Consider the following 18,263-nt stretch of genomic DNA (forward strand, 5'->3'; position numbering starts at 1 on the left):
GAGGACGACTAAGCAGCAAGATTCGCGTCAAATTGAGCGTCATGAACAAGAGCAACCCATGAACATATCGAAATTCTTCATCGACCGGCCGATCTTCGCGGGCGTGCTGTCCGTGCTGATCCTGCTGGCCGGCGTGATCGCGCTGTTCCAGTTGCCGATCTCCGAGTATCCCGAGGTCGTGCCGCCTTCGGTGGTGGTCCACGCGCAGTATCCGGGTGCGAACCCGAAGGTGATCGCCGAGGCCGTCGCCGCGCCGCTCGAAGAGCAGATCAACGGCGTGGAGAACATGCTGTACATGCAGTCGCAAGCCAATAGCGACGGCAATCTCACGCTCACGGTCACGTTTCGCCTCGGCACCGACCCGGACAAGGCCACGCAGCTCGTGCAGAACCGCGTGAACCAGGCGCTGCCGCGCCTGCCGGAAGACGTGCAGCGCCTCGGCATCACGACCATCAAGAGCTCGCCCACGCTCACGATGGTGGTGCACCTGATCTCTCCGGACAACCGGTACGACATGACGTACCTGCGCAACTACGCGCTGCTCAACGTGAAGGACCGACTCTCGAACATCCAGGGCGTGGGCGAGGTGCAGCTGTGGGGTTCAGGCGACTACGCCATGCGCATCTGGCTCGATCCGCAGAAGGTGGCGCAGCGCAATCTCACCGCGAACGACGTGGTCAACGCGATTCGCGAGCAGAACGTGCAGGTGGCGGCCGGCGTGATCGGCGCCTCGCCTAGCGTGCCTGGCACGCCGTTCCAGCTCAACGTGAATGCCCAGGGCCGTCTGCGCACGGAAAGCGAGTTCGGCAACATCATCGTCAAGACGAATCCCGATGGCGGCGTGACGTACCTGCGCGATATCGCGCGTATCGAACTGGCGGCCTCCGAATATGGACTGCGTTCGCTGCTCGACAACAAGCCGGCCGTTGCACTCGCCATCAACCAGGCGCCGGGGGCGAACTCGCTCGCGATTTCGGATCAGGTGCGCGCCGCAATGAAGGAACTCAAGCAGGACATGCCGGCGGGCGTGGATTACAAGATTGTCTACGACCCGACGCAGTTCGTGCGCTCCAGTATCGAAGCCGTCGTGCATACGCTGCTCGAAGCGATCGCGCTCGTGGTGATCGTGGTGATCGTGTTCCTGCAAACGTGGCGTGCCTCGATCATTCCGTTGATCGCGGTGCCGGTGTCGATCGTCGGGACGTTCTCGCTGCTGCTGGCTTTCGGCTTCTCGATCAACGCGCTATCGCTGTTCGGGATGGTGCTCGCCATCGGCATCGTGGTCGACGACGCGATCGTGGTGGTCGAAAACGTGGAGCGCAATATCGCCAGCGGATTATCCGCGCGCGATGCAACCTACAAGGCCATGCAGGAGGTGAGCGGGCCGATCATCGCCATTGCGCTCACGCTCGTGGCCGTGTTCGTGCCGCTCGCGTTCATGAGTGGTCTCACGGGTCAGTTCTACAAGCAGTTCGCGATGACCATCGCGATTTCCACGGTGATCTCGGCGTTCAACTCGCTCACCCTTTCGCCCGCGCTTTCGGCGCTGCTGCTGCGCGGTCACGGCGAGAAGGAAGACTGGCTCACGCGTGCGATGAACCTCGTGCTGGGTGGCTTTTTCCGCCGCTTCAACCGGGTGTTTCATCGCGGCTCCGAAAGCTATGGGCGCGGCGTGAACGGCGTGCTGCGCCACAAGGGCGCGATGCTGGCGGTCTACGTGGTGCTGATCGCCGCCACGGTGCTGATGGCGCGTATCGTGCCGGGCGGCTTCGTGCCCGCGCAGGACAAGGAGTATCTGATCGCGTTCGCGCAACTGCCCAATGGCGCCGCGCTCGATCGCACCGAGAACGTGATTCGCGACATGAGCGCCATTGCGCTCAAACAGCCCGGCGTGGAAAGCGCCGTGGCGTTCCCCGGCCTTTCGGTGAACGGCTTCACCAATAGTTCGAGCGCGGGCATTGTGTTCGTCACGCTCAAGCCGTTCAAGGAGCGCAAGGGCAAGGCGCTTTCGGCCGGTGCGATTGCGGGTGCGCTGAACCAGCAGTACGCCGGCATCAAGGATTCGTTCATCGCCGTGTTCCCGCCGCCGCCGGTGCTCGGGCTCGGTACGTTGGGCGGCTTCAAGATGCAACTGGAGGATCATGGTGCGCTCGGCTACGAGGCGCTCAATCGCGCGACGCAGGACTTCGTCAAGCGCGCGGCGCAAACGCCGGAGCTCGGCCCGACGTTCACGAACTATCAGATCAACGTACCGCAGTTGAACGTCGATCTCGACCGCACGAAGGCCAAGCAGCTCGGCGTGCCGGTCACCGACGTGTTCGACACGATGCAGATCTATCTGGGTTCGCTCTACGTGAACGACTTTAACCGCTTCGGACGCGTGTATCAGGTGCGCGTGCAGGCCGATGCGCCGTTCCGCCAGCGCGCCGACGACATCCTGCAACTGAAGACGCGCAACGCCGCGGGCGAAATGGTGCCGCTCTCGTCGCTCATCACGGTCACGCCCACGTATGGCCCGGAGATGGTGGTGCGCTACAACGGCTACACCGCTGCCGACATCAACGGCGGCCCGGCGCCCGGTTACTCGTCGGGTCAGGCGCAGGCGGCGGCGGAGCGCATCGCGGCCGAAGTGCTGCCGCGCGGCGTGAAGTTCGAATGGACCGACCTCACGTACCAGCAGGTGCTGGCGGGCAATGCGGGCATCTGGGTGTTCCCGATCAGCGTGCTGCTCGTGTTCCTCGTGCTGGCGGCGCTATACGAGAGCCTGACGCTGCCGCTCGCGGTGATCCTGATCGTGCCGATGAGCGTGCTGTGTGCGCTGACGGGCGTGTGGCTCACGCAGGGCGACAACAACATCTTCACGCAGATTGGCCTGATGGTGCTGGTGGGTCTCGCTTCGAAGAACGCGATTCTGATCGTCGAGTTTGCGCGCGAGCTGGAGCATGACGGACACACGCCGCTTAGCGCTGCCATCGAGGCGAGCCGCATGCGTCTGCGCCCGATCCTGATGACGTCCATCGCGTTCATCATGGGCGTGGTGCCGCTCGTGCTCTCCAGCGGCGCAGGTTCGGAAATGCGTCACGCAATGGGCGTGGCCGTGTTCTTCGGCATGCTCGGCGTGACCGCATTCGGCCTGTTGTTGACGCCGGTGTTCTACGTGGTGCTGCGCACACTCGCGGGCGGCAAGATTCACGTCGCGCAGAAGGACAATGCGCGCAAGCCGCAGTCGATGGTCGACGCGTAAGGCGACAAGGAAAAATGATCAACATGACTAACGAATCCATCTTGCGCTATAGCGCGCATGCCGCGCCGGGAGGCGGGCATCTCGCGCGTATCACACGAATCGCGGCGAGCGTCGCGCTTTTTGCCTGGCTCGCGGCATGCTCGGTCGAGCCGACCTACAAGGTGCCCGACGCCGCCGTGCCCGCGGCCTACAAGGAAGCGCCGCAGCAAACGCAGAGCACGAATCCGCACGATGTGGGCACGTGGACGCCGGCGCAGCCCGCCGACGGCACCCATCGCGGCGAATGGTGGACGGTGTTCGGCGACCCGACACTCGACAAGCTCGAGCAGCAGGCGCTGGAAGCGAACCAGGACCTCAAGGCGGCGGCCGCGCGCGTGCAGCAGGCGCGCGCCGTGACGCAGGCCGCGCGCGCCTCGTGGTTCCCGTCGATCGATGCGGGCTTCGGCCCGACTTATGAGCGTGCTTCGCCGGCTTCGCTGTATTACCCGCAAAATTACAATGTGCCCGCTCAAACGCTGTGGCGCGCACAGGCTACGGCAAGCTATGAAGTCGACTTGTTCGGCCGTGTGAGTTCGAACGTTCACGCGACGCAGGCGGACGCCCAGCAAAGCGAAGCCCTGTTCCTCTCGGTGCAGCTCGCCTTGCAGGCCGATGTCGCGCAGAACTACTTCCAGCTGCGCCAGTTCGACTCCGACGTCGATCTGTACCGCCGCACGGTGGCGCTGCGCGAAGACGCGCTCAAGCTCGTCGAACGCCGCTTCAAGGAAGGCGACATCAGCGCGCTGGACGTGGCGCAGGCGCGCAACGAACTCGCGAGCGCACGTGCCGACGCGGTGGGCGTCGCGCGTCAGCGCGCGGCCTCGGAGCATAGCCTCGCGATCCTGCTCGGCAAGGCGCCCGCGGACTTCACGTTCCCCGAAACGCCGCTCGCGCCGGTGCTCGTGCAAGTGCCGCCGGGTCTGCCTTCCACGCTGCTGGAGCGCCGCCCCGACGTGGCCGCCGCCGAGCGCGCCATGGCGGCCGCGAACGCACGCGTGGGGATCGCGAAGTCGGCGTTCTTCCCGCAGCTCAACATCACGGGTGCAGCTGGCTTCGAGTCGGCCACGCTCGGCGACCTGTTCATGTGGTCGAGCCGCGCGTTCCTGCTCGGGCCGCTCGCGGGTACGGCGCTCACGCTGCCGCTGTTCGACGGCGGCCGGCGCAAGGCGAATCTCGCCCAGTCGCGCGGCAAGTATGAAGAAGATGTTGCGCAATACCGCCAGCAGGTGCTCGTGGCCTTCCGCGAGGTCGAGGACAATCTCTCCGACCTGCGCCTGCTCGACGACCAGATCCGCGAGCAGAACGACGCGGTGAGCGCTTCGCGGCAGTCGGCGCAGCTTTCGCGCACGCAGTACGAGGAAGGCGAGGTCAGCTATCTGAACGTGATCGACAGCGAACGGACGGTGCTCGTGTCGCAGTTGCAGGCCAGCCATCTGCAGGGCTCGCAGGCCGTGGCGACGGTCAACCTGATCCGCGCGCTCGGCGGCGGCTGGGGCGACGCGAAGCCCGGCGACGGTACGCCGCCTCCGCCGGCGCCGCTCGCGGCGCGTTAAAACGCCCGTCTAACCCCGCGCAAGCAGCCGCATCGCTCGCCGCCTGTGCATATCGCAGGCGGCGATTTCCTTTGCGCAATCGCTTCGTAGACCCGGCCCCGCCGCCCCCCTATCATCGTCTGGACCCATCTGGAGCCAACGCGATGGGCCCTCATCGCGTCGCTCCTCACTGAACGAAGTCCAACTTCCATCGAGGAACGCGATGATCCGTGCCGTGCGCGCCGTGGGGCGCCCTTCCTTTTTCCAGCGCTTCGGCCTGCTGACGGCAATCGCCGTGTCGCTTGCGGCGGCGGCGCTCGACGCGCATGCCGACACCTCCACGCTCAAAATCGGCATTGCCACCACGCCACAAACGCCCGCGCTTGAGGAAGCGGCGCGCGAGGCGAAGGCGCAGGGCGTGGACGTGAAGATCATCGAATTCACCGACTGGAACACGCCCAACGCCGCGCTCGCGAACAAGGATATCGACGCCAACTACTTCCAGCACAAGCCGTTTCTGGAGAACGCCGAACAGCAGGGCGGCTACAAGTTCGTCGCCATCGCGCCGGGCACGATCATGAAGATCGGCCTGTATTCGAAGAAGGTGAAACGCTTCGAAGACCTGAGGGATGGCGCGACGGTCGCCATCGCGAACGATCCCGTGAACGGTGGCCGCGGCCTCCTGCTGCTGCAGCGCGCGGGCCTCATCAAGCTCAAGCCGGGCGTCGACTATCGCGCCACGACGCTCGACATCGTTGCTAATCCCAAACACCTCAAGATCGTGCAGCTCGAAGCGTCGCAACTGGCGCGCTCGCTCGACGACGTCGATCTCGCGCAAGGCTATCCGAGCTTCATCAAGCTCGCGGGCACGACCGATCCGAATAGCGCGCTGCTCTTCGACGGCGTGGAGAACAAGGCGTTTGCGATCCAGTTCGTCGTGCGGCCCGAAAGCGTGAACGATCCACGCATTCGCAAGTTCATCGACATCTACCAGCATTCGCCGGCCGTGCGCAAGGAGCTCGACAAGGCCTTCGGCAACCTCTACGCGGTCGCCTGGTAACGCGCGAGCAATTCACGCACGAGGAGCAGCGATGATGAAATGGTTCGGAGCGGCGCGCTTTATCGAGGCGGGGCCGGCGGCGGGTGAGGCGCAGGGCGATGCCGATGCATCGCACGCCGCGGTGGTGTTCGAAAACGTCGGCAAGACCTACGAGCCAGGCGCACCGGCGGCCCTCGCTGGCGTCGACTTGCAGGTGGCGCGCGGCGAAGTGTTCGGCATCATCGGGCGCAGCGGCGCGGGCAAGTCCACGCTGCTGCGGCTCGTGAACGGGCTCGAAAAACCCACGAGCGGCGGCGTGCGCGTGAACGGCGTGGACGTGGGCGCACTCGACGAGCGCGCTCTGGTGGCGCTGCGGCGGCGCATCGGCATGGTGTTCCAGCACTTCAATCTGCTTTCCGCCAAGACCGTGCACGACAACATTGCGCTGCCGCTGAAAATCGCGGGTGTGCCGAAGGCCGACATCGAGGCGCGCGTGAATGTGCTGCTCGATCTCGTCGGCTTGAGCGAACGACGCGACGCGTGGCCGGCGCGTCTTTCGGGCGGCCAGAAGCAGCGCGTGGGCATTGCGCGCGCGCTCGTGCACGAGCCCGATATCCTGCTCTGCGACGAGGCGACTTCGGCGCTCGACCCGGAAACCACGCGCGCCATTCTCGCGCTGCTGCGCGATATCAACCGGCGGCTCGGCGTCACCATCGTGCTCATCACGCACGAGATGGAGGTGATACGCGACGTTTGCGACACGGTCGCGGTGATCGAGCGCGGCGAGGTGGTGGAGCAGGGGCCCGTATGGCGCGTATTCGGCGATCCCCGGCACGAAGCGACGCGTGCGCTCTTGCACACGCCTGGCCACGAGTTGCCCGACGACCTGGCGGCGCGTATTCAAGCTGTACCGCAAGCGGGCGCGCACGCGCTGTTCGATGTGCGCTTCACCGGCGACGAGGCGCAGGAGCCCGACCTCGCCATGCTCGCGCAGGCGTTTGGCGCGCAGGGCGTGCGCTTCGTGCATGGCGGTATCGAGCGGATCCAGGGGCGCGCACAAGGGCGGCTGATCGTTTCCGTGCCGGTGCTGAACGCCACCGAGGCCGCGTCGCTCGCCGGGCGCGCGCGTGGCCAAGCGAGCCGCGTGGAGGTGCTGGGCTATGTCTGACGTGTGGATCACCGAACTTCTCGAAGGCATCCGCGACACGTTGCTGATGGTCGGCGTATCGGCGGTATTCGCACTCCTGATCGGTATTCCGATCGCGCTGCTGCTCGTCACGACTGCGCGCGGCGGCATTCTGGAGCGGCCCGCGCTCAATACCACGCTGGGCGCGCTCGTCAATGCGTTCCGCTCCACGCCTTTCATCATCCTGCTGGTCGCGCTGCTGCCGCTCACGCGCTTTCTCGTGGGCACGACCATCGGCGTGTGGGCCGCCGTAGTGCCGCTTTCCATCGCCGCCATTCCGTTCTTCGCGCGCGTGGCCGAAGTGAGCTTGCGCGAGGTCGATCGCGGCTTGATCGAGGCGGCCCAGGCCATGGGGGCGCAGCGCCGCCATATCGTGTGGCATGTGCTGCTGCCCGAGGCGCTGCCCGGCATGCTCGGCGGCTTCACGATCACCGTGGTGGCAATGATCGGCTCTTCGGCGATGGTGGGCGCCGTCGGCGCGGGTGGTCTCGGCGATCTCGCTATACGCTACGGCTATCAGCGCTTCGACACGACGGTCATGGTCACTGTGATCGTGCTGCTGATCGCGATCGTCGCGGCGGTGCAGTTCACGGGCGACATGCTGGTGCGGCGTCTTTTGCGGCGAACCTGAGCGGCGCGAGCCGTTCGACACGACGCGCGCAGCTCTCTTGCTGCGCGCATCGCTTTTCGGGCATTACATTCGGGAACTATGGGTATGAATGAAGCACAGCGCCCACGTGGGCAGGAACACGACGCGCGTTTCGCCGCGCTGCTCGAAGCGCTGCGCGAGAACGCCGCGCAACGCGATCTCGCAGGTGGTCACGCGGCCGCCGAAAAGCAGCGCATAGCCGACGCCGGGCTGCTTACGCTCGCCGTGCCGCGCGAATTCGGCGGGCAGTTCGGCGAAGACGGCGTGCGCTGGAGCGACATCTACGCGACCATTCGCGCGCTCGCGCGCGTCGACAGCGCGCTTGCGCATCTGCTCGGCTTCCAGTGTTTGCAGATAGCGAGCGTCGCATTGTGGGGCAGCGCCGCGCAGCGCGCGAACTGGCTCCAAGGCACCGTCGAGCATCGCTGGTGGTGGGGCAATGCCGTGAACCCCATCGACACGCGGCTCGTCGCGCAGCCGAACAGGGAAGGCGGCTGGCGTCTGCATGGCAGGAAGGGATTCTGTTCGGGCACCTACGGGTCGGAGATGATGACCGTGAGCGCGCACGATCCCGCCACTGGCAGCCCGGTGTTCGCGGTCGTGCCCACCACGCGCGCCGGGATCACGGTGCACGACGACTGGGACCCGATTGGCCAGCGTCAGACCGATAGCGGCACGGTTTCGTTCGAGAACGTGGAGGTGCGCGCCGCGGAAGTGCTGCAGCGGCCCGACACGCCGCGCGCCACGCTGCGCACGCTGGTCTCGCAAGGCGTGCTGACAAATCTCTTCGTGGGCCTCGCCGAAGGCGCGCTCGAGGAAGCGCGCGCCTACGTACTCGCGAACGGCCGCCCGTGGGTCAATTCGGGCGTGCAGCACGTGGCCGACGACCCGTTCCTGCAGCAGCGCTTCGGCGAAATGCGCGTGCAGTCGCTCGCGGCTGCCGTGCTGGCCGATCGTGCGGGTGCACTGCTCGACGCCGCGTGGGACCAAGGCGAAGATTTGAGCACCGCGACGCGCGCCGGAGTCTCGCTCGCGATTTCGGAGGCGAAGATCGTCGCGCACCGCGCCGCGCTGCAGGGCGGCGAGCAGCTTTTCGAGGCGTGCGGCGCACGCGCCACGGCCGCAGCGCTCGCGCTCGACCGTTTCTGGCGCAATGCGCGCGTGCATACGCTGCACGATCCGCTCGACTACCGTCTGCGCGACGTGGGCCGCTATACGCTCCTGAGAGAAGTGCCGCAGCCGACGCTGTACACTTGAGGGCCCGATCGCGTGGCGTGCCGCGACGCGTTAACCCTTGAGGATCGAAGCGTTGGAATTCCGACTACCGACTACGGCGACGGCGCCGTTTTGCCCGTCCGAAGTGCAGGGCAGCATCGAGGTTTCGCCGCGCGCGCCGTTCTGGAAGAAGTTCTGGCAATTCGCGGGCCCCGGCCTGCTGGTGTCGATCGGCTACATGGACCCGGGCAACTGGGCCACCGACATCGAGGCGGGCTCGCGCTTCGGTTACAGCCTGTTGTTCGTGGTCGTGCTCTCGAGCCTCGCGGCGATCGCGCTGCAATGCCTTTCCATGCGCCTTGGCATCGTCACGCAACGCGATCTCGCGGAGCTTTCGCGCGAGCGCTATTCAAGGCCCGTGGCGCTCGGCCAGTGGGTGCTCGCCGAGCTTTCGATCATCGCCTGCGATCTTGCGGAGGTGCTGGGCGGCGCGCTCGCGTTCCACCTGCTGCTGGGCTGCTCGCTGATGGTGGGGGTGGTGCTCACGGCGTTCGATACGCTCATCGTGCTGGGCCTGAAGGGCAAGAACTTCCGCTCGCTCGAGGCGATCATGGCCGGGCTCATCGCCACGATAGGCTTGGGCTACGTGATCCAGCTCGCGCTCGTGAAGCCGCACTGGCCCTCGGTGTTCGCGGGCGCGGTGCCGTCGTGGCACGCGATTTCCTCGTCGGAGCCGCTGTATCTGGCGATCGGCATTCTCGGCGCGACCATCATGCCGCACAACCTCTACCTGCATTCGTCGATCGTGCAGACGCGCGCCGTCAAGCGCGACCGTGCGAGCCTCGCGCAGGCCATCGGCCTGTCGCGCCTCGACACGATCGTCTCGCTGCTGATCGCGCTGCTCATCAACGCGGCCATCCTGATTCTGGCCGCGGCAGCCTTTCACGCCAACGGGCACACCCAGGTCACCGATATCGAACAGGCCTACAAGCTGCTCGCACCGATCGTCGGTACGGGCGCGGCGGCGGTGCTGTTCGCGATTACGCTGCTTGCCTCCGGGCAAAGCTCGACGTTCACGGGCACCGTGGCGGGCCAGGTCATCATGGAAGGCTTCCTGCAGATGAAGATTCCGTGCTACCAGCGGCGGCTCATTACGCGCGTGCTCGCGCTGATTCCCGCGTTCGCGGGCGTCGCGCTGCTCGGCAACGGCGCGGTGGGCAAGCTGTTGGTGGCAAGTCAGGTGGTGCTGAGTTTGCAACTGCCGTTCGCGCTCTGGCCGCTCATTCGCATGACGAACGATCGTGCGCTGATGGGCGAGTTCGTGAACCGGCTCCCCACGCGGCTGCTGGCGTGGTTCCTGTTCGTCGTGATCTCGGCGGCGAACCTGTGGCTCGTCTGGCAGACGTTCGGCGGAAACTAGAAGCGGGGAAGGTGTAACGGGTGCGCGCCATACAGGCGGCAAGCAAAAGCGGCAATCAGAAAGCGCTTCGCCGTCCGGTGCGCTCAGGCACCGGACGGTTTCGCGTCTTGGTCTCGCGTCCGGTTAGTCCGGATCTGCTCTCCTACGCTTACGCAGCCTCGGCAATGCCATCCGACGTTACCACTGCCGGAAGGTCGCTCTCGGTCTGCTCGGCGCCCCGTCGCGCTGCAGCCGCCTTTTTCGTCTTGCCGGCTCGCGAAGGAGGCTGGCATGCGCCGCACACGACGTTGTGCTGAAGGTCGTGGCGATGCGCGACGAACTTACCGCCGCAACGGCAGCAAGGCGTCAACTGCAGAATATCGGCATCGAAAAATCGCACCAGGGTCCACGCACGCGTGAGGTCGAGCGCCGGCTCGGCCCCGCTGTGGCGGCAGTGTTCCAGATACAGCCGGAACCCCTTGGTGAGCGCGTCGAGATGCGAGCAACGCGCTTCGTTCTTGAGGAACAGGTACGTGTTGTAGAACAGCGAGGCGTGGATGTTGGCCAGCCACGTCATGTACCAGTCCGCCGAGAACGGCAGCATACCTTTGGGCGGCGATACGCCACGGATCTCGCGATACAGGCGGATCATGCGGTCGCGTGAGAGCGTGAGTTCGCTTTCGAGCACCTGCATGCGCGCGCCCAACTCGATCAGTGCGATCGCGCGGAATACTTCCTGAGCGTCTTCGGTGAGGCTGCGCCGTGTAGTCATGGACGTCACCCTCAGGCGAATTGACCAGCCGGCTGTCCCGCAAGCAGGATGGCCGCATGGGTAGCCGCCACGTCGGCATGCTTCGAAGTCTGCGTGAGCGCGGACAACATCGCATGATCGTCGAAGCGGAAAAAACAGAGAAGCTGGTCGGAAGAGGCCAACCTGACGATCTGCGCGAGCGACAGAGCGCCAAGCAGATCGGCCAGTTCCGACGACAGTCCCAGTCGGAACATGCCGACCGGCTTGTCCTCGCGCAGCATGCGCTGGGCGAGCATCAGATACGACAAATTAATTTCGCGGATAGATTCCAGCGTCTCGCTGCTACGGTCCATTTCTCTAGTTTCCGAAGCCCCGAATTTAACCCCCCGGCTTTTTCGCCGTTGTATCTTTTCTCGTCTTGTGGTCGATCTTCGCTCTTTGGCTTGATCTGACTCTTTGATACAGGTTGTTACATCTCGTAACAACCTTGGAGGGAATTGTATGAGGGCTTATCTCAGAAATCAATCCCTCGGATCAAAAATAATCGTACTGTTGTAAATTATTTTCGGTAAGTTTTGCTGCAATTTGAAGTCTGGCTGCCCACATACCGTCACGCCGTTGCCTGAGGTGCTCAAACTGGCCGTAGTACGTTGGTTTATCAGGTTTTTCGCCAGACTGTCGGTGCATGCGCAACGAAGCGCCGAAGGACGAAAAACGCCGTCCGATGGAATAAACGTTTAGAAAGGAGTTGGGTTGACAGGTAAAAAATACGGCAGTGCGGATTAATACCTATGACGAGCGGATTTGTAACAGGTGTTTCGACCCTGACGACCTGTAACAGGGGAATGTGTAACTGAGATGTTACGAGTGCGGACGGTGGGACCAACCGTTGGTTTCTGGAAAATATGCAGACTGGATATTGCGCGAAGATCGCATTTGTGAAACGTTTGCGAGCCGCGGGCGGCACGGCTTTGAGGAGGGCGGCGAGTAGCAGACCGACCCGCGCGCCGACGATACGCGGGCGACGAGCAGCGTGGCGATCTCAAAGTCGTTGTCGATAACCATCGTGCCTCCTATACCGTATACAGCGGGTACCGTTATGCCGGTTATGTCACGACGTGATATAAGTGGCCTGCTGAAAGCGGCATTCGGGTACGGCGCGTTCGCCCGCGCGGCGCCGGGAATCAATCGGGGGAGGGATCATGGCCTCGTTCAACAGGATTCTGCTGTGTTACGACGCAACGCGCGAAGGCCGCCGGGCTTTGCGTGAGGGTGCCGACCTTGCGCGCGAATGCCACGCGCAAACGCATCTGTTGGCCGTGCTCGACCAGGCGCCGCTGCAATGGGGGACGGACATTGCGTCCGCCGTGCCGTTCGAAGCCGCGGAAAACGCGGCGCGCGAGATTCTGCGTGACGGGGTGGCGTGCCTGCAGGACAAGGGCCTCGCGGCAACGGGGCACTTCGTGGTGGGCCGGCCGATCGACGTGATCGCAAGCTACTGCGCGGAACTCCAGCCCGATCTCATCGTGGTGGCGCACCACCGGCGGGGACCGCTCAAGCGCTGGTGGGACGGGCGCGACGACCGCCTGCTGCTCGACCGCGTCTCGTGCAGCGTCCTGGTCGTCACCGCGGCGGACCCGGAGCCCGCGAAAGCGGCGGCCTGAGCCGCCGCCACAACGCCCAAACCGCAGGGCGCAGCGCCCTGCCGCTCAGGCGTTCGGTTCGCCAAAAACCGGCGTGCGCGCCACGCTGATGCTTTGCTGAACGCCGAATTGCGAGATCGTTGCATGCGCATGAATCGGGAATGAGCATGCCCGCGCAGGCGCCCGACATGGTACCGGGTGCGGCCGCCGCAGCCGCCTTCAGCGCTCCGCGCGTCAAGGCGCCTGGTTGCGCAAGGCCTGAGCGGTGTGCGGATCGGCGGGAAAGAACGCTTCGATTGCCAGTTCGGAAAGCGTGATGTCGACCGGTGTGCCGAACACGGTGGTCGTGCTGTAGAACGCCAGTTCGCCGAGCACCGTGCGCACGCGCAGCGGCACGGCAATGTGATGGGCGATCGGCTCGGCGCTCACGTTCGCTACCCCCGGCGGCGTGGGATACGCCGCGAGTTCCTCGTGCAGCGCGGCGAGCGCGGGGTCGGCGCTCGCGTCGATCTGACGTTGCAGGCGCGTGAGCAGATGCGCGCGCCACGCGTGCCAGTTGACGATGCGCGGCGCCATGCCCTCGGGATGCAGCGAAAGCCGCAGCGCATTGATGGGCGCGGCGAGCAGCGCAGGCGAAGCGTCGCCGATGAGCGGCGCGAGCGCGCCGTTCGTCGCGACGATATTCCAGCGGCGGTCCACGGCCACGGCGGGATACGGTTCGTGACCGCGCAGCACGAGGTCGACAGCCTCGCGCGCGGCGGCGAGCTGCGGGTCGTCGAGCGCGCGCTCGCGATAGAGCGGCGCATAGCCCGCCGCCACGAGCAGCGCGTTGCGCTCGCGCAGCGGCACATCCAGCTGCTCGGCCAGATGCATGACCATCTCGCGGCTCGGCAGCGCGCGGCCCGATTCGACGAAGCTCAGATGGCGCGTCGAAATCTCGGCTTCGGTTGCGAGCAGCAACTGGCTCATGCGCCGGCGCATGCGCCAGTCGCGCAGCATCTCGCCGACACTGGCGCGCACGGCGCCGGACGGCACGGCGGGAAGGAGGGAAGCGAGCGTGTTCATGCTGGCGATTCTAACGAAACGCGTGAGCAAGGCGATTACGTCTGAGGTAAAGAATCGACCGGGCAACGGATATATGAAAACCTCGGGTTTACGCCCCTGCTGCATTCGTCGACGACCGTTACCGTGCGCCGCGCTATCGCCTAAAATGAAAAGTCTCACGGACTGTGGCGTCGCGCAGAGGAGACTGCCATGAGGGAAACCGTCGCTGCTTATCTGCTCGGGCCAGGCGTCATGTTGCTGGTGTGCGCGGCCATGTGGGCCGTGTCGCGCCGCAGCAGAGGCACGCTCGAGGCGCGCCTGACTCGCTGGCTCGACGCGCATCGGCCGCACGGCATGCATCACAAGCATTGAGCGTGCCAGCGCCGCGTCGATTTGTGCGATTCTCGAACGCATCGCGAACGGACCGCGACAGGTCGCGTCACGGCCGTAACGGCGGGTCAGGCAAATTCCATAGCATTCCGAATCAACTTCCGGACGAGTTCGTTTCGCTCCGACGCATGGCGCGCCCTGCCGCCTCGTCTACCAGTGACGCCTCACGGCGAGGGAACTGAGCGTGCGCGCCGCGGTCATTCCGATATTGCATATCGGAGCCCTCCATGACCCGTCCCGCCGATTCCTTCATCATCTTCATCGCCCGCATCGCGCTCGCCATTCTGTTTCTCTGGGGCGGTGCCATGAAGCTGCTGGGATACGCGGGGTTCGTCGGCTACCTGCACTCGAAGGGCGTGCCGTATGCCTCGTACGGCGCGATCGTGGCGACCGCCGTCGAACTGCTCGGCGGCATTGCGATCGTGTTGGGCGTGCGCACGCGCGCGGTTGCGTTCCTGCTGGCCGTGTACGCTATCGTCACGGCGATACTCGGCCATGACTTCTGGAACATGACCCAGGCCGCGGCGCAGCAGGACGCGGTTATTCATTTCTGGAAGAACGTGGCGATCGCGGGTGGTTTTCTCCTGCTGGCCGTGACGGGCGCGGGACGTGCTTCCGTTGATGGTATGCGCGCGCCGCGCGGCGGCGGCCTGCGAGGCTGACGGCTTCGCGTGGCGAAGCGCGAGTGTCGAATTGCAACCACCGGGCAACCGGGTGTAGAGGGAGCAGGCCTTGATACAGAACTTCGACTTCAACGTGGCAGGCAAGACCGGGCAGTTCTGCGCGAGTCTTGCGGAAGACGGCACGCGGCGCGTGTTCATCAGCGAGGCGGATACCGCGAAGACGCTGGTGATCCTCGACGCCTCCGGGCTCATCGGCACGCTCAAGGCTGAGCTCGAGGAGCCCGCACAGCTAATCGCTCAGGCCATCCGCAAGGCGCAGAACGATGGTTTGATCGCCCGCGCAATCGACTCCGGTGCGATCCAGGAGGCGTCGCTGTAGTTCGGCACGCCAGTTCGCTGTTGCATCAGCGAGATTGCGGTTCGTTCATCCGCGCCGGTTCGGCGCGGCGCACGCCCGCATGCGCCGGATCGGTCCTCACGAACCACGCCAGCCCGGCCGCCGTGAGCAGGAGCGCCGTCGAGACCGCGGTTTCCGCACGCAGGCCGGCCACCACCTGCACCGCACCCGCCCCGCCGGCGAGCGCGCCGAACGCCGCCACCCCAACCGCACCGCCCGCCTGACGCGCCGTATTGAGCAACGCCGAGGCCGTCCCCGCGCGCGCCGGCTCCACCGAGGAGAGCACGGCCGTGGTCATCGCCGGCACAGCGAGGCCCATGCCGGAGGGGATGAGCAGAAAGGCGAGCAGCACGTAGGCGAGCGGCGTCGAGGCGTCCACGCTGATCAGCAATGCGTAGCCGGCACCCGCGATCAGCGCGCCGATGATCATCGGCCGGCGCGTGCCGTAACGCGCCACCACATGGCCGCTCACGATGTTCGAGAGCAGGAAGCCGGCGGTGAGCGGAACGAACGCGAGGCCCGCCTGCAACGGCGTCTCGCCCCGCGCATGCTGCAGATAGAGCGCGAGCACGAACACGGTGCCGTAGTACGTGAGATTCACGCAGATACCGAACAGCACCGCCGCGCTGAACGTGCGATTGCGCAGTGTGGCGAGCGGCAGCATAGGGTCGTGTGCGCGCGCTTCGAGCGAGACGAACGCAAAACCTGTAACGAGCGCGAGCGCAAAGCCGCCCGCCACTGCCCAGTGCGTGAAGCCGAGCGGCCGCCATTCGATCACGGCGCCCGTAAAGGCCGTGAGCGCCACGATGGCGAGCAACTGGCCGCGCACATCGAGGCTGCGCACGGCGGGCGCGCCGGCGGCGCTGGCATCGTGAGCGCGACGGCGCGGCGTGGGAATCCAGGCAAGCGCGGCCCAAAGGCCGGCCGCGCACAGCGGCAGGTTCACGAGGAAAATGCTGCGCCAGCCGAACGCCGCGATCAGCAGGCCGCCCGCCACCGGGCCGGCGGCGATCGAGATGGCGCCGGCGGCGGTCCAGAAACCCACTGCACGCGCCCTGAGCGCCCGGTCGTGGCGGCACGCTTCGTTGAGCAGCGCGAGCGAATTGGGCAGCATGGCCGCCGCGCCCGCGCCCTGCAGCGCGCGGGCGGCGATCAGCATGACCGGATTGGCCGCGAGCCCGCAGGCCAGCGAGGCGAGGGCGAACACCACGAGCCCGATGGCGTAGAGGCGGCGTGCGCCGTAGCGGTCGCCCAGCACGCCGCCCGAGAGCATCAGCACCGCGAAGGCGAGCGTATAGGCGTCGACGATCCATTGCAGGCCCGCGACGTTCGCATGGAGATCGGTTGCGATGCGCGCGAGCGCGATATTGACGATGGTCACGTCGAGCTGCGTGACGACGAACCCGACGCTGACGGTCGCGACGATACGCGTGAGCGCGGGCGTGAAGTGGACTGGGGTGGGGTGTGAGGTATTCATGCGCCCATGGTAGGGCGCGCGGCGGCTTCGACGTTTCAGCGCGAGGTGAATTGTCGAAGCCGGCGGCAAAATGGTGTCGGACCGGTGGTGGCCGTCCAGTGCGCATTCAATGCACACCGCGGCGCACTTACTGCTCGCGATGCGGGTCCGCGAAGAACAGCGTCGTGATCGCGCCGAGCACACAGATCGCGGCCACGTAGTAGGTGGGCGCGAGCGGTGCGGACTTCATCAGCAGCGCGACGACGATCGGCGTGAGGCCGCCGAACACGGCGTACGCCACGTTGTACGAGAACGAGATGCCCGAGAAGCGCACCACGGGCGGGAACGCGTTCACCATCACATAGGGCACCGCGCCGATCGTGCCGACCAGCAGCCCGCAGAGCGCATAAAGCGGCATGAGCATTGAGCGGTCCACGGCGATCTGGCGGAACAGCGTGTAATACGCGATCGCGAGGGCAATGCCGCCGATGGCCAGCACGCGGCGCGCGCCGAAGCGGTCCGCGAGCGCGCCCGCGCTCACGCAGCCGACCGTGAGGAAGAGCGTCGCCACGCAGTTCGCGAGCAGCGACGTGGTCGCGTCGAGATGGAACTGCTTCTGCAGGAGCGGCGGCGTCATCAGGATCACGACGACGATGGCGGCCGAAAGCATCCACGTGAGCAGCATCGAGACGATCACGGCGCGGCCGTGGTCGCGCAGCACGGCCTTGAGCGGGATTTCGTCGGCGAGCGACTTGCGCGCCTTCATCTCGGCGAACACCGGTGTTTCGTGCAGCCACTGGCGCAGATACACCGAGAACATGCCGAACAGGCCGCCAATCAGGAACGGAATGCGCCAGGCATACGCGGCGATGTCGCCCGGGGCGTAGTGATGATTGACCGCCGCGGCGATCAGCGAGCCGAGCAGGATGCCGAACGTGAGGCCCGCCGTGAGCGTGCCGCATGCATAGCCGATATGGCGGCGCGGCACGTGCTCGGAGACGAACACCCACGCGCCCGGCACCTCGCCGCCCACGGCCGCGCCTTGCAGCACGCGCAGCGCGAGCAGCAGAACGGGAGCGAGCACGCCGATCGTCGCGTAGGTGGGCAGGCAGCCCATGGCGAGCGTGGGCAGCGCCATCAGCAGCACGGAGAGCGTGAACATGCGCTTGCGCCCGAGCAGGTCGCCGAAGTGAGCCATGACGATGCCGCCGAGCGGCCGCGCGAGGTAGCCCGCCGCGAAGATGCCGAAAGTCTGCAGCTGGCGCAGCCAGTCGGGAATCGTTGCGGGGAAGAACAACTGGCCGATAGCCGGCGCGAAGAACACGAAGATGATGAAGTCGTAGAACTCGAGGGCGCCGCCGAGTGCGGCGAGCCCGAGCGTCTTGTAGTCGCTGCGGGTGAGCGCGCGTGCAGCGGCAGGCGTGCGCACGCCAATTTCTGTTGCTTGCATTTCCGAAAAACCAGGGTGTTGTTATGTACGACGTTGTACGTAGCGCGTGCGGAACGCGTGTGGACGTCCGTGATGGCTGAATTTGCCTGGTGCGCGCGTGGCGCGGGGCGGCGGTCGTCGGATAGGCGGGCGCAAGGGTGGGGCACGGCAACAGCGCGTGCGCGGGGGTGGGCGCACGTGTGACGACTTCAGACCAGTGCGCGATT

At 65.7% G+C, this 18,263-nt stretch carries 16 protein-coding genes; 11 read left to right on the forward strand and 5 right to left on the reverse strand.

Annotation, left to right across the window (positions count from 1 at the left end; all coding sequences use genetic code 11):
- The first annotated feature begins 58 nt into the window (after positions 1 to 58).
- From M3I53_RS14980 to M3I53_RS15010, 7 genes are all read left to right on the forward strand, one after another.
- Positions 59 to 3,244 carry an efflux RND transporter permease subunit gene (locus tag M3I53_RS14980; RefSeq protein ID WP_254316694.1) on the forward strand — a complete coding sequence of 1,062 codons (3,186 nt, stop codon included), beginning with the start codon at positions 59 to 61 and terminating at the stop codon, positions 3,242 to 3,244.
- A 23-nt stretch (positions 3,245 to 3,267) separates the two neighbouring features.
- Complete coding sequence (locus M3I53_RS14985) at positions 3,268 to 4,836, forward strand: efflux transporter outer membrane subunit (RefSeq protein WP_254316695.1); 1,569 nt, start codon at positions 3,268 to 3,270, stop codon at positions 4,834 to 4,836.
- 202 nt (positions 4,837 to 5,038) lie between these two features.
- Positions 5,039 to 5,875 (forward strand): MetQ/NlpA family ABC transporter substrate-binding protein, encoded by an 837-nt coding sequence (locus M3I53_RS14990; RefSeq protein ID WP_254316696.1) that lies wholly within the window; start codon positions 5,039 to 5,041, stop codon positions 5,873 to 5,875.
- Positions 5,876 to 5,906: 31 nt separating this feature from the next.
- Entirely contained in the window at positions 5,907 to 7,022 is a 1,116-nt protein-coding gene (locus M3I53_RS14995) for a methionine ABC transporter ATP-binding protein (protein WP_254316697.1), read from the forward strand.
- The gene (locus M3I53_RS15000) at positions 7,015 to 7,671 is read left to right on the forward strand and encodes a methionine ABC transporter permease (RefSeq protein ID WP_254316698.1); all 657 of its coding nucleotides are present in this window, start codon (positions 7,015 to 7,017) and stop codon (positions 7,669 to 7,671) included. The genes M3I53_RS14995 and M3I53_RS15000 overlap by 8 nt, the downstream gene beginning before the upstream one ends.
- Positions 7,672 to 7,749: 78 nt before the next feature.
- Positions 7,750 to 8,946: an acyl-CoA dehydrogenase family protein gene (locus M3I53_RS15005; protein ID WP_375542530.1), complete on the forward strand. Its 1,197-nt coding sequence runs from the start codon at positions 7,750 to 7,752 to the stop codon at positions 8,944 to 8,946.
- Positions 8,947 to 8,998: 52 nt separating this feature from the next.
- A complete protein-coding gene (locus M3I53_RS15010; RefSeq protein ID WP_254316700.1) occupies positions 8,999 to 10,324 on the forward strand; it encodes an Nramp family divalent metal transporter in 1,326 nt (441 codons plus the stop codon).
- Between the two features lie 148 nt (positions 10,325 to 10,472).
- Here M3I53_RS15010 and flhC read toward each other — a convergent pair whose 3' ends face one another.
- Positions 10,473 to 11,075: a flagellar transcriptional regulator FlhC gene (flhC, locus tag M3I53_RS15015; RefSeq protein WP_069261691.1), complete on the reverse strand. Its 603-nt coding sequence runs from the start codon at positions 11,073 to 11,075 to the stop codon at positions 10,473 to 10,475.
- A gap of 11 nt (positions 11,076 to 11,086) precedes the next feature.
- Positions 11,087 to 11,407 carry a flagellar transcriptional regulator FlhD gene (gene flhD / locus M3I53_RS15020; RefSeq protein WP_028202636.1) on the reverse strand — a complete coding sequence of 107 codons (321 nt, stop codon included), beginning with the start codon at positions 11,405 to 11,407 and terminating at the stop codon, positions 11,087 to 11,089.
- Between the two features lie 849 nt (positions 11,408 to 12,256).
- On the opposite strand from flhD, the gene M3I53_RS15025 reads away from it, so the two are divergent.
- The gene (locus M3I53_RS15025; protein ID WP_254316701.1) at positions 12,257 to 12,718 is read left to right on the forward strand and encodes a universal stress protein; all 462 of its coding nucleotides are present in this window, start codon (positions 12,257 to 12,259) and stop codon (positions 12,716 to 12,718) included.
- 213 nt (positions 12,719 to 12,931) lie between these two features.
- Here the strand turns inward: M3I53_RS15025 and M3I53_RS15030 are convergent, their stop codons facing one another.
- The gene (locus tag M3I53_RS15030; protein WP_254316702.1) at positions 12,932 to 13,762 is read right to left on the reverse strand and encodes a helix-turn-helix domain-containing protein; all 831 of its coding nucleotides are present in this window, start codon (positions 13,760 to 13,762) and stop codon (positions 12,932 to 12,934) included.
- Between the two features lie 189 nt (positions 13,763 to 13,951).
- Between M3I53_RS15030 and M3I53_RS15035 the strand changes: the two genes are divergently transcribed.
- From M3I53_RS15035 to M3I53_RS15045, 3 genes are all read left to right on the forward strand, one after another.
- Entirely contained in the window at positions 13,952 to 14,113 is a 162-nt protein-coding gene (locus tag M3I53_RS15035; protein ID WP_165979491.1) for a hypothetical protein, read from the forward strand.
- A 245-nt stretch (positions 14,114 to 14,358) separates the two neighbouring features.
- Positions 14,359 to 14,793, forward strand: a complete 435-nt coding sequence (locus M3I53_RS15040) for a DoxX family protein (RefSeq protein ID WP_254316703.1) — start codon at positions 14,359 to 14,361, stop codon at positions 14,791 to 14,793.
- A 70-nt stretch (positions 14,794 to 14,863) separates the two neighbouring features.
- On the forward strand, positions 14,864 to 15,133 hold the full coding sequence (locus M3I53_RS15045) for a hypothetical protein (protein WP_254316704.1): 270 nt from the start codon (positions 14,864 to 14,866) through the stop codon (positions 15,131 to 15,133).
- Positions 15,134 to 15,158: 25 nt separating this feature from the next.
- Here M3I53_RS15045 and M3I53_RS15050 read toward each other — a convergent pair whose 3' ends face one another.
- Both M3I53_RS15050 and M3I53_RS15055 read right to left on the reverse strand, forming a co-directional pair.
- Entirely contained in the window at positions 15,159 to 16,628 is a 1,470-nt protein-coding gene (locus tag M3I53_RS15050) for an MFS transporter (RefSeq protein ID WP_254316705.1), read from the reverse strand.
- Positions 16,629 to 16,755: 127 nt separating this feature from the next.
- Complete coding sequence (locus M3I53_RS15055) at positions 16,756 to 18,057, reverse strand: MFS transporter (RefSeq protein ID WP_254316706.1); 1,302 nt, start codon at positions 18,055 to 18,057, stop codon at positions 16,756 to 16,758.
- Between the last annotated feature and the right edge of the window lie 206 nt (positions 18,058 to 18,263).

It is taken from the genome of Paraburkholderia sp. CNPSo 3272, from assembly GCF_024206495.1.
GTDB lineage: Bacteria > Pseudomonadota > Gammaproteobacteria > Burkholderiales > Burkholderiaceae > Paraburkholderia.

What these genes read in the sequence shown, in the direction of transcription:
- M3I53_RS14980 (WP_254316694.1), top strand. Translation starts at nt 59, where the DNA reads ATGAACATATCGAAATTCTTCATCGACCGGCCGATCTTCGCGGGCGTG.
- M3I53_RS14985 (WP_254316695.1), top strand. Translation starts at nt 3,268, where the DNA reads ATGACTAACGAATCCATCTTGCGCTATAGCGCGCATGCCGCGCCGGGA.
- M3I53_RS14990 (WP_254316696.1), top strand. Translation starts at nt 5,039, where the DNA reads ATGATCCGTGCCGTGCGCGCCGTGGGGCGCCCTTCCTTTTTCCAGCGC.
- M3I53_RS14995 (WP_254316697.1), top strand. Translation starts at nt 5,907, where the DNA reads ATGATGAAATGGTTCGGAGCGGCGCGCTTTATCGAGGCGGGGCCGGCG.
- M3I53_RS15000 (WP_254316698.1), top strand. Translation starts at nt 7,015, where the DNA reads ATGTCTGACGTGTGGATCACCGAACTTCTCGAAGGCATCCGCGACACG.
- M3I53_RS15005 (WP_375542530.1), top strand. Translation starts at nt 7,750, where the DNA reads ATGGGTATGAATGAAGCACAGCGCCCACGTGGGCAGGAACACGACGCG.
- flhC (WP_069261691.1), bottom strand. Translation starts at nt 11,075, where the DNA reads ATGACTACACGGCGCAGCCTCACCGAAGACGCTCAGGAAGTATTCCGC.
- flhD (WP_028202636.1), bottom strand. Translation starts at nt 11,407, where the DNA reads ATGGACCGTAGCAGCGAGACGCTGGAATCTATCCGCGAAATTAATTTG.
- M3I53_RS15025 (WP_254316701.1), top strand. Translation starts at nt 12,257, where the DNA reads ATGGCCTCGTTCAACAGGATTCTGCTGTGTTACGACGCAACGCGCGAA.
- M3I53_RS15030 (WP_254316702.1), bottom strand. Translation starts at nt 13,762, where the DNA reads ATGAACACGCTCGCTTCCCTCCTTCCCGCCGTGCCGTCCGGCGCCGTG.
- M3I53_RS15035 (WP_165979491.1), top strand. Translation starts at nt 13,952, where the DNA reads ATGAGGGAAACCGTCGCTGCTTATCTGCTCGGGCCAGGCGTCATGTTG.
- M3I53_RS15040 (WP_254316703.1), top strand. Translation starts at nt 14,359, where the DNA reads ATGACCCGTCCCGCCGATTCCTTCATCATCTTCATCGCCCGCATCGCG.
- M3I53_RS15050 (WP_254316705.1), bottom strand. Translation starts at nt 16,628, where the DNA reads ATGAATACCTCACACCCCACCCCAGTCCACTTCACGCCCGCGCTCACG.
- M3I53_RS15055 (WP_254316706.1), bottom strand. Translation starts at nt 18,057, where the DNA reads ATGCAAGCAACAGAAATTGGCGTGCGCACGCCTGCCGCTGCACGCGCG.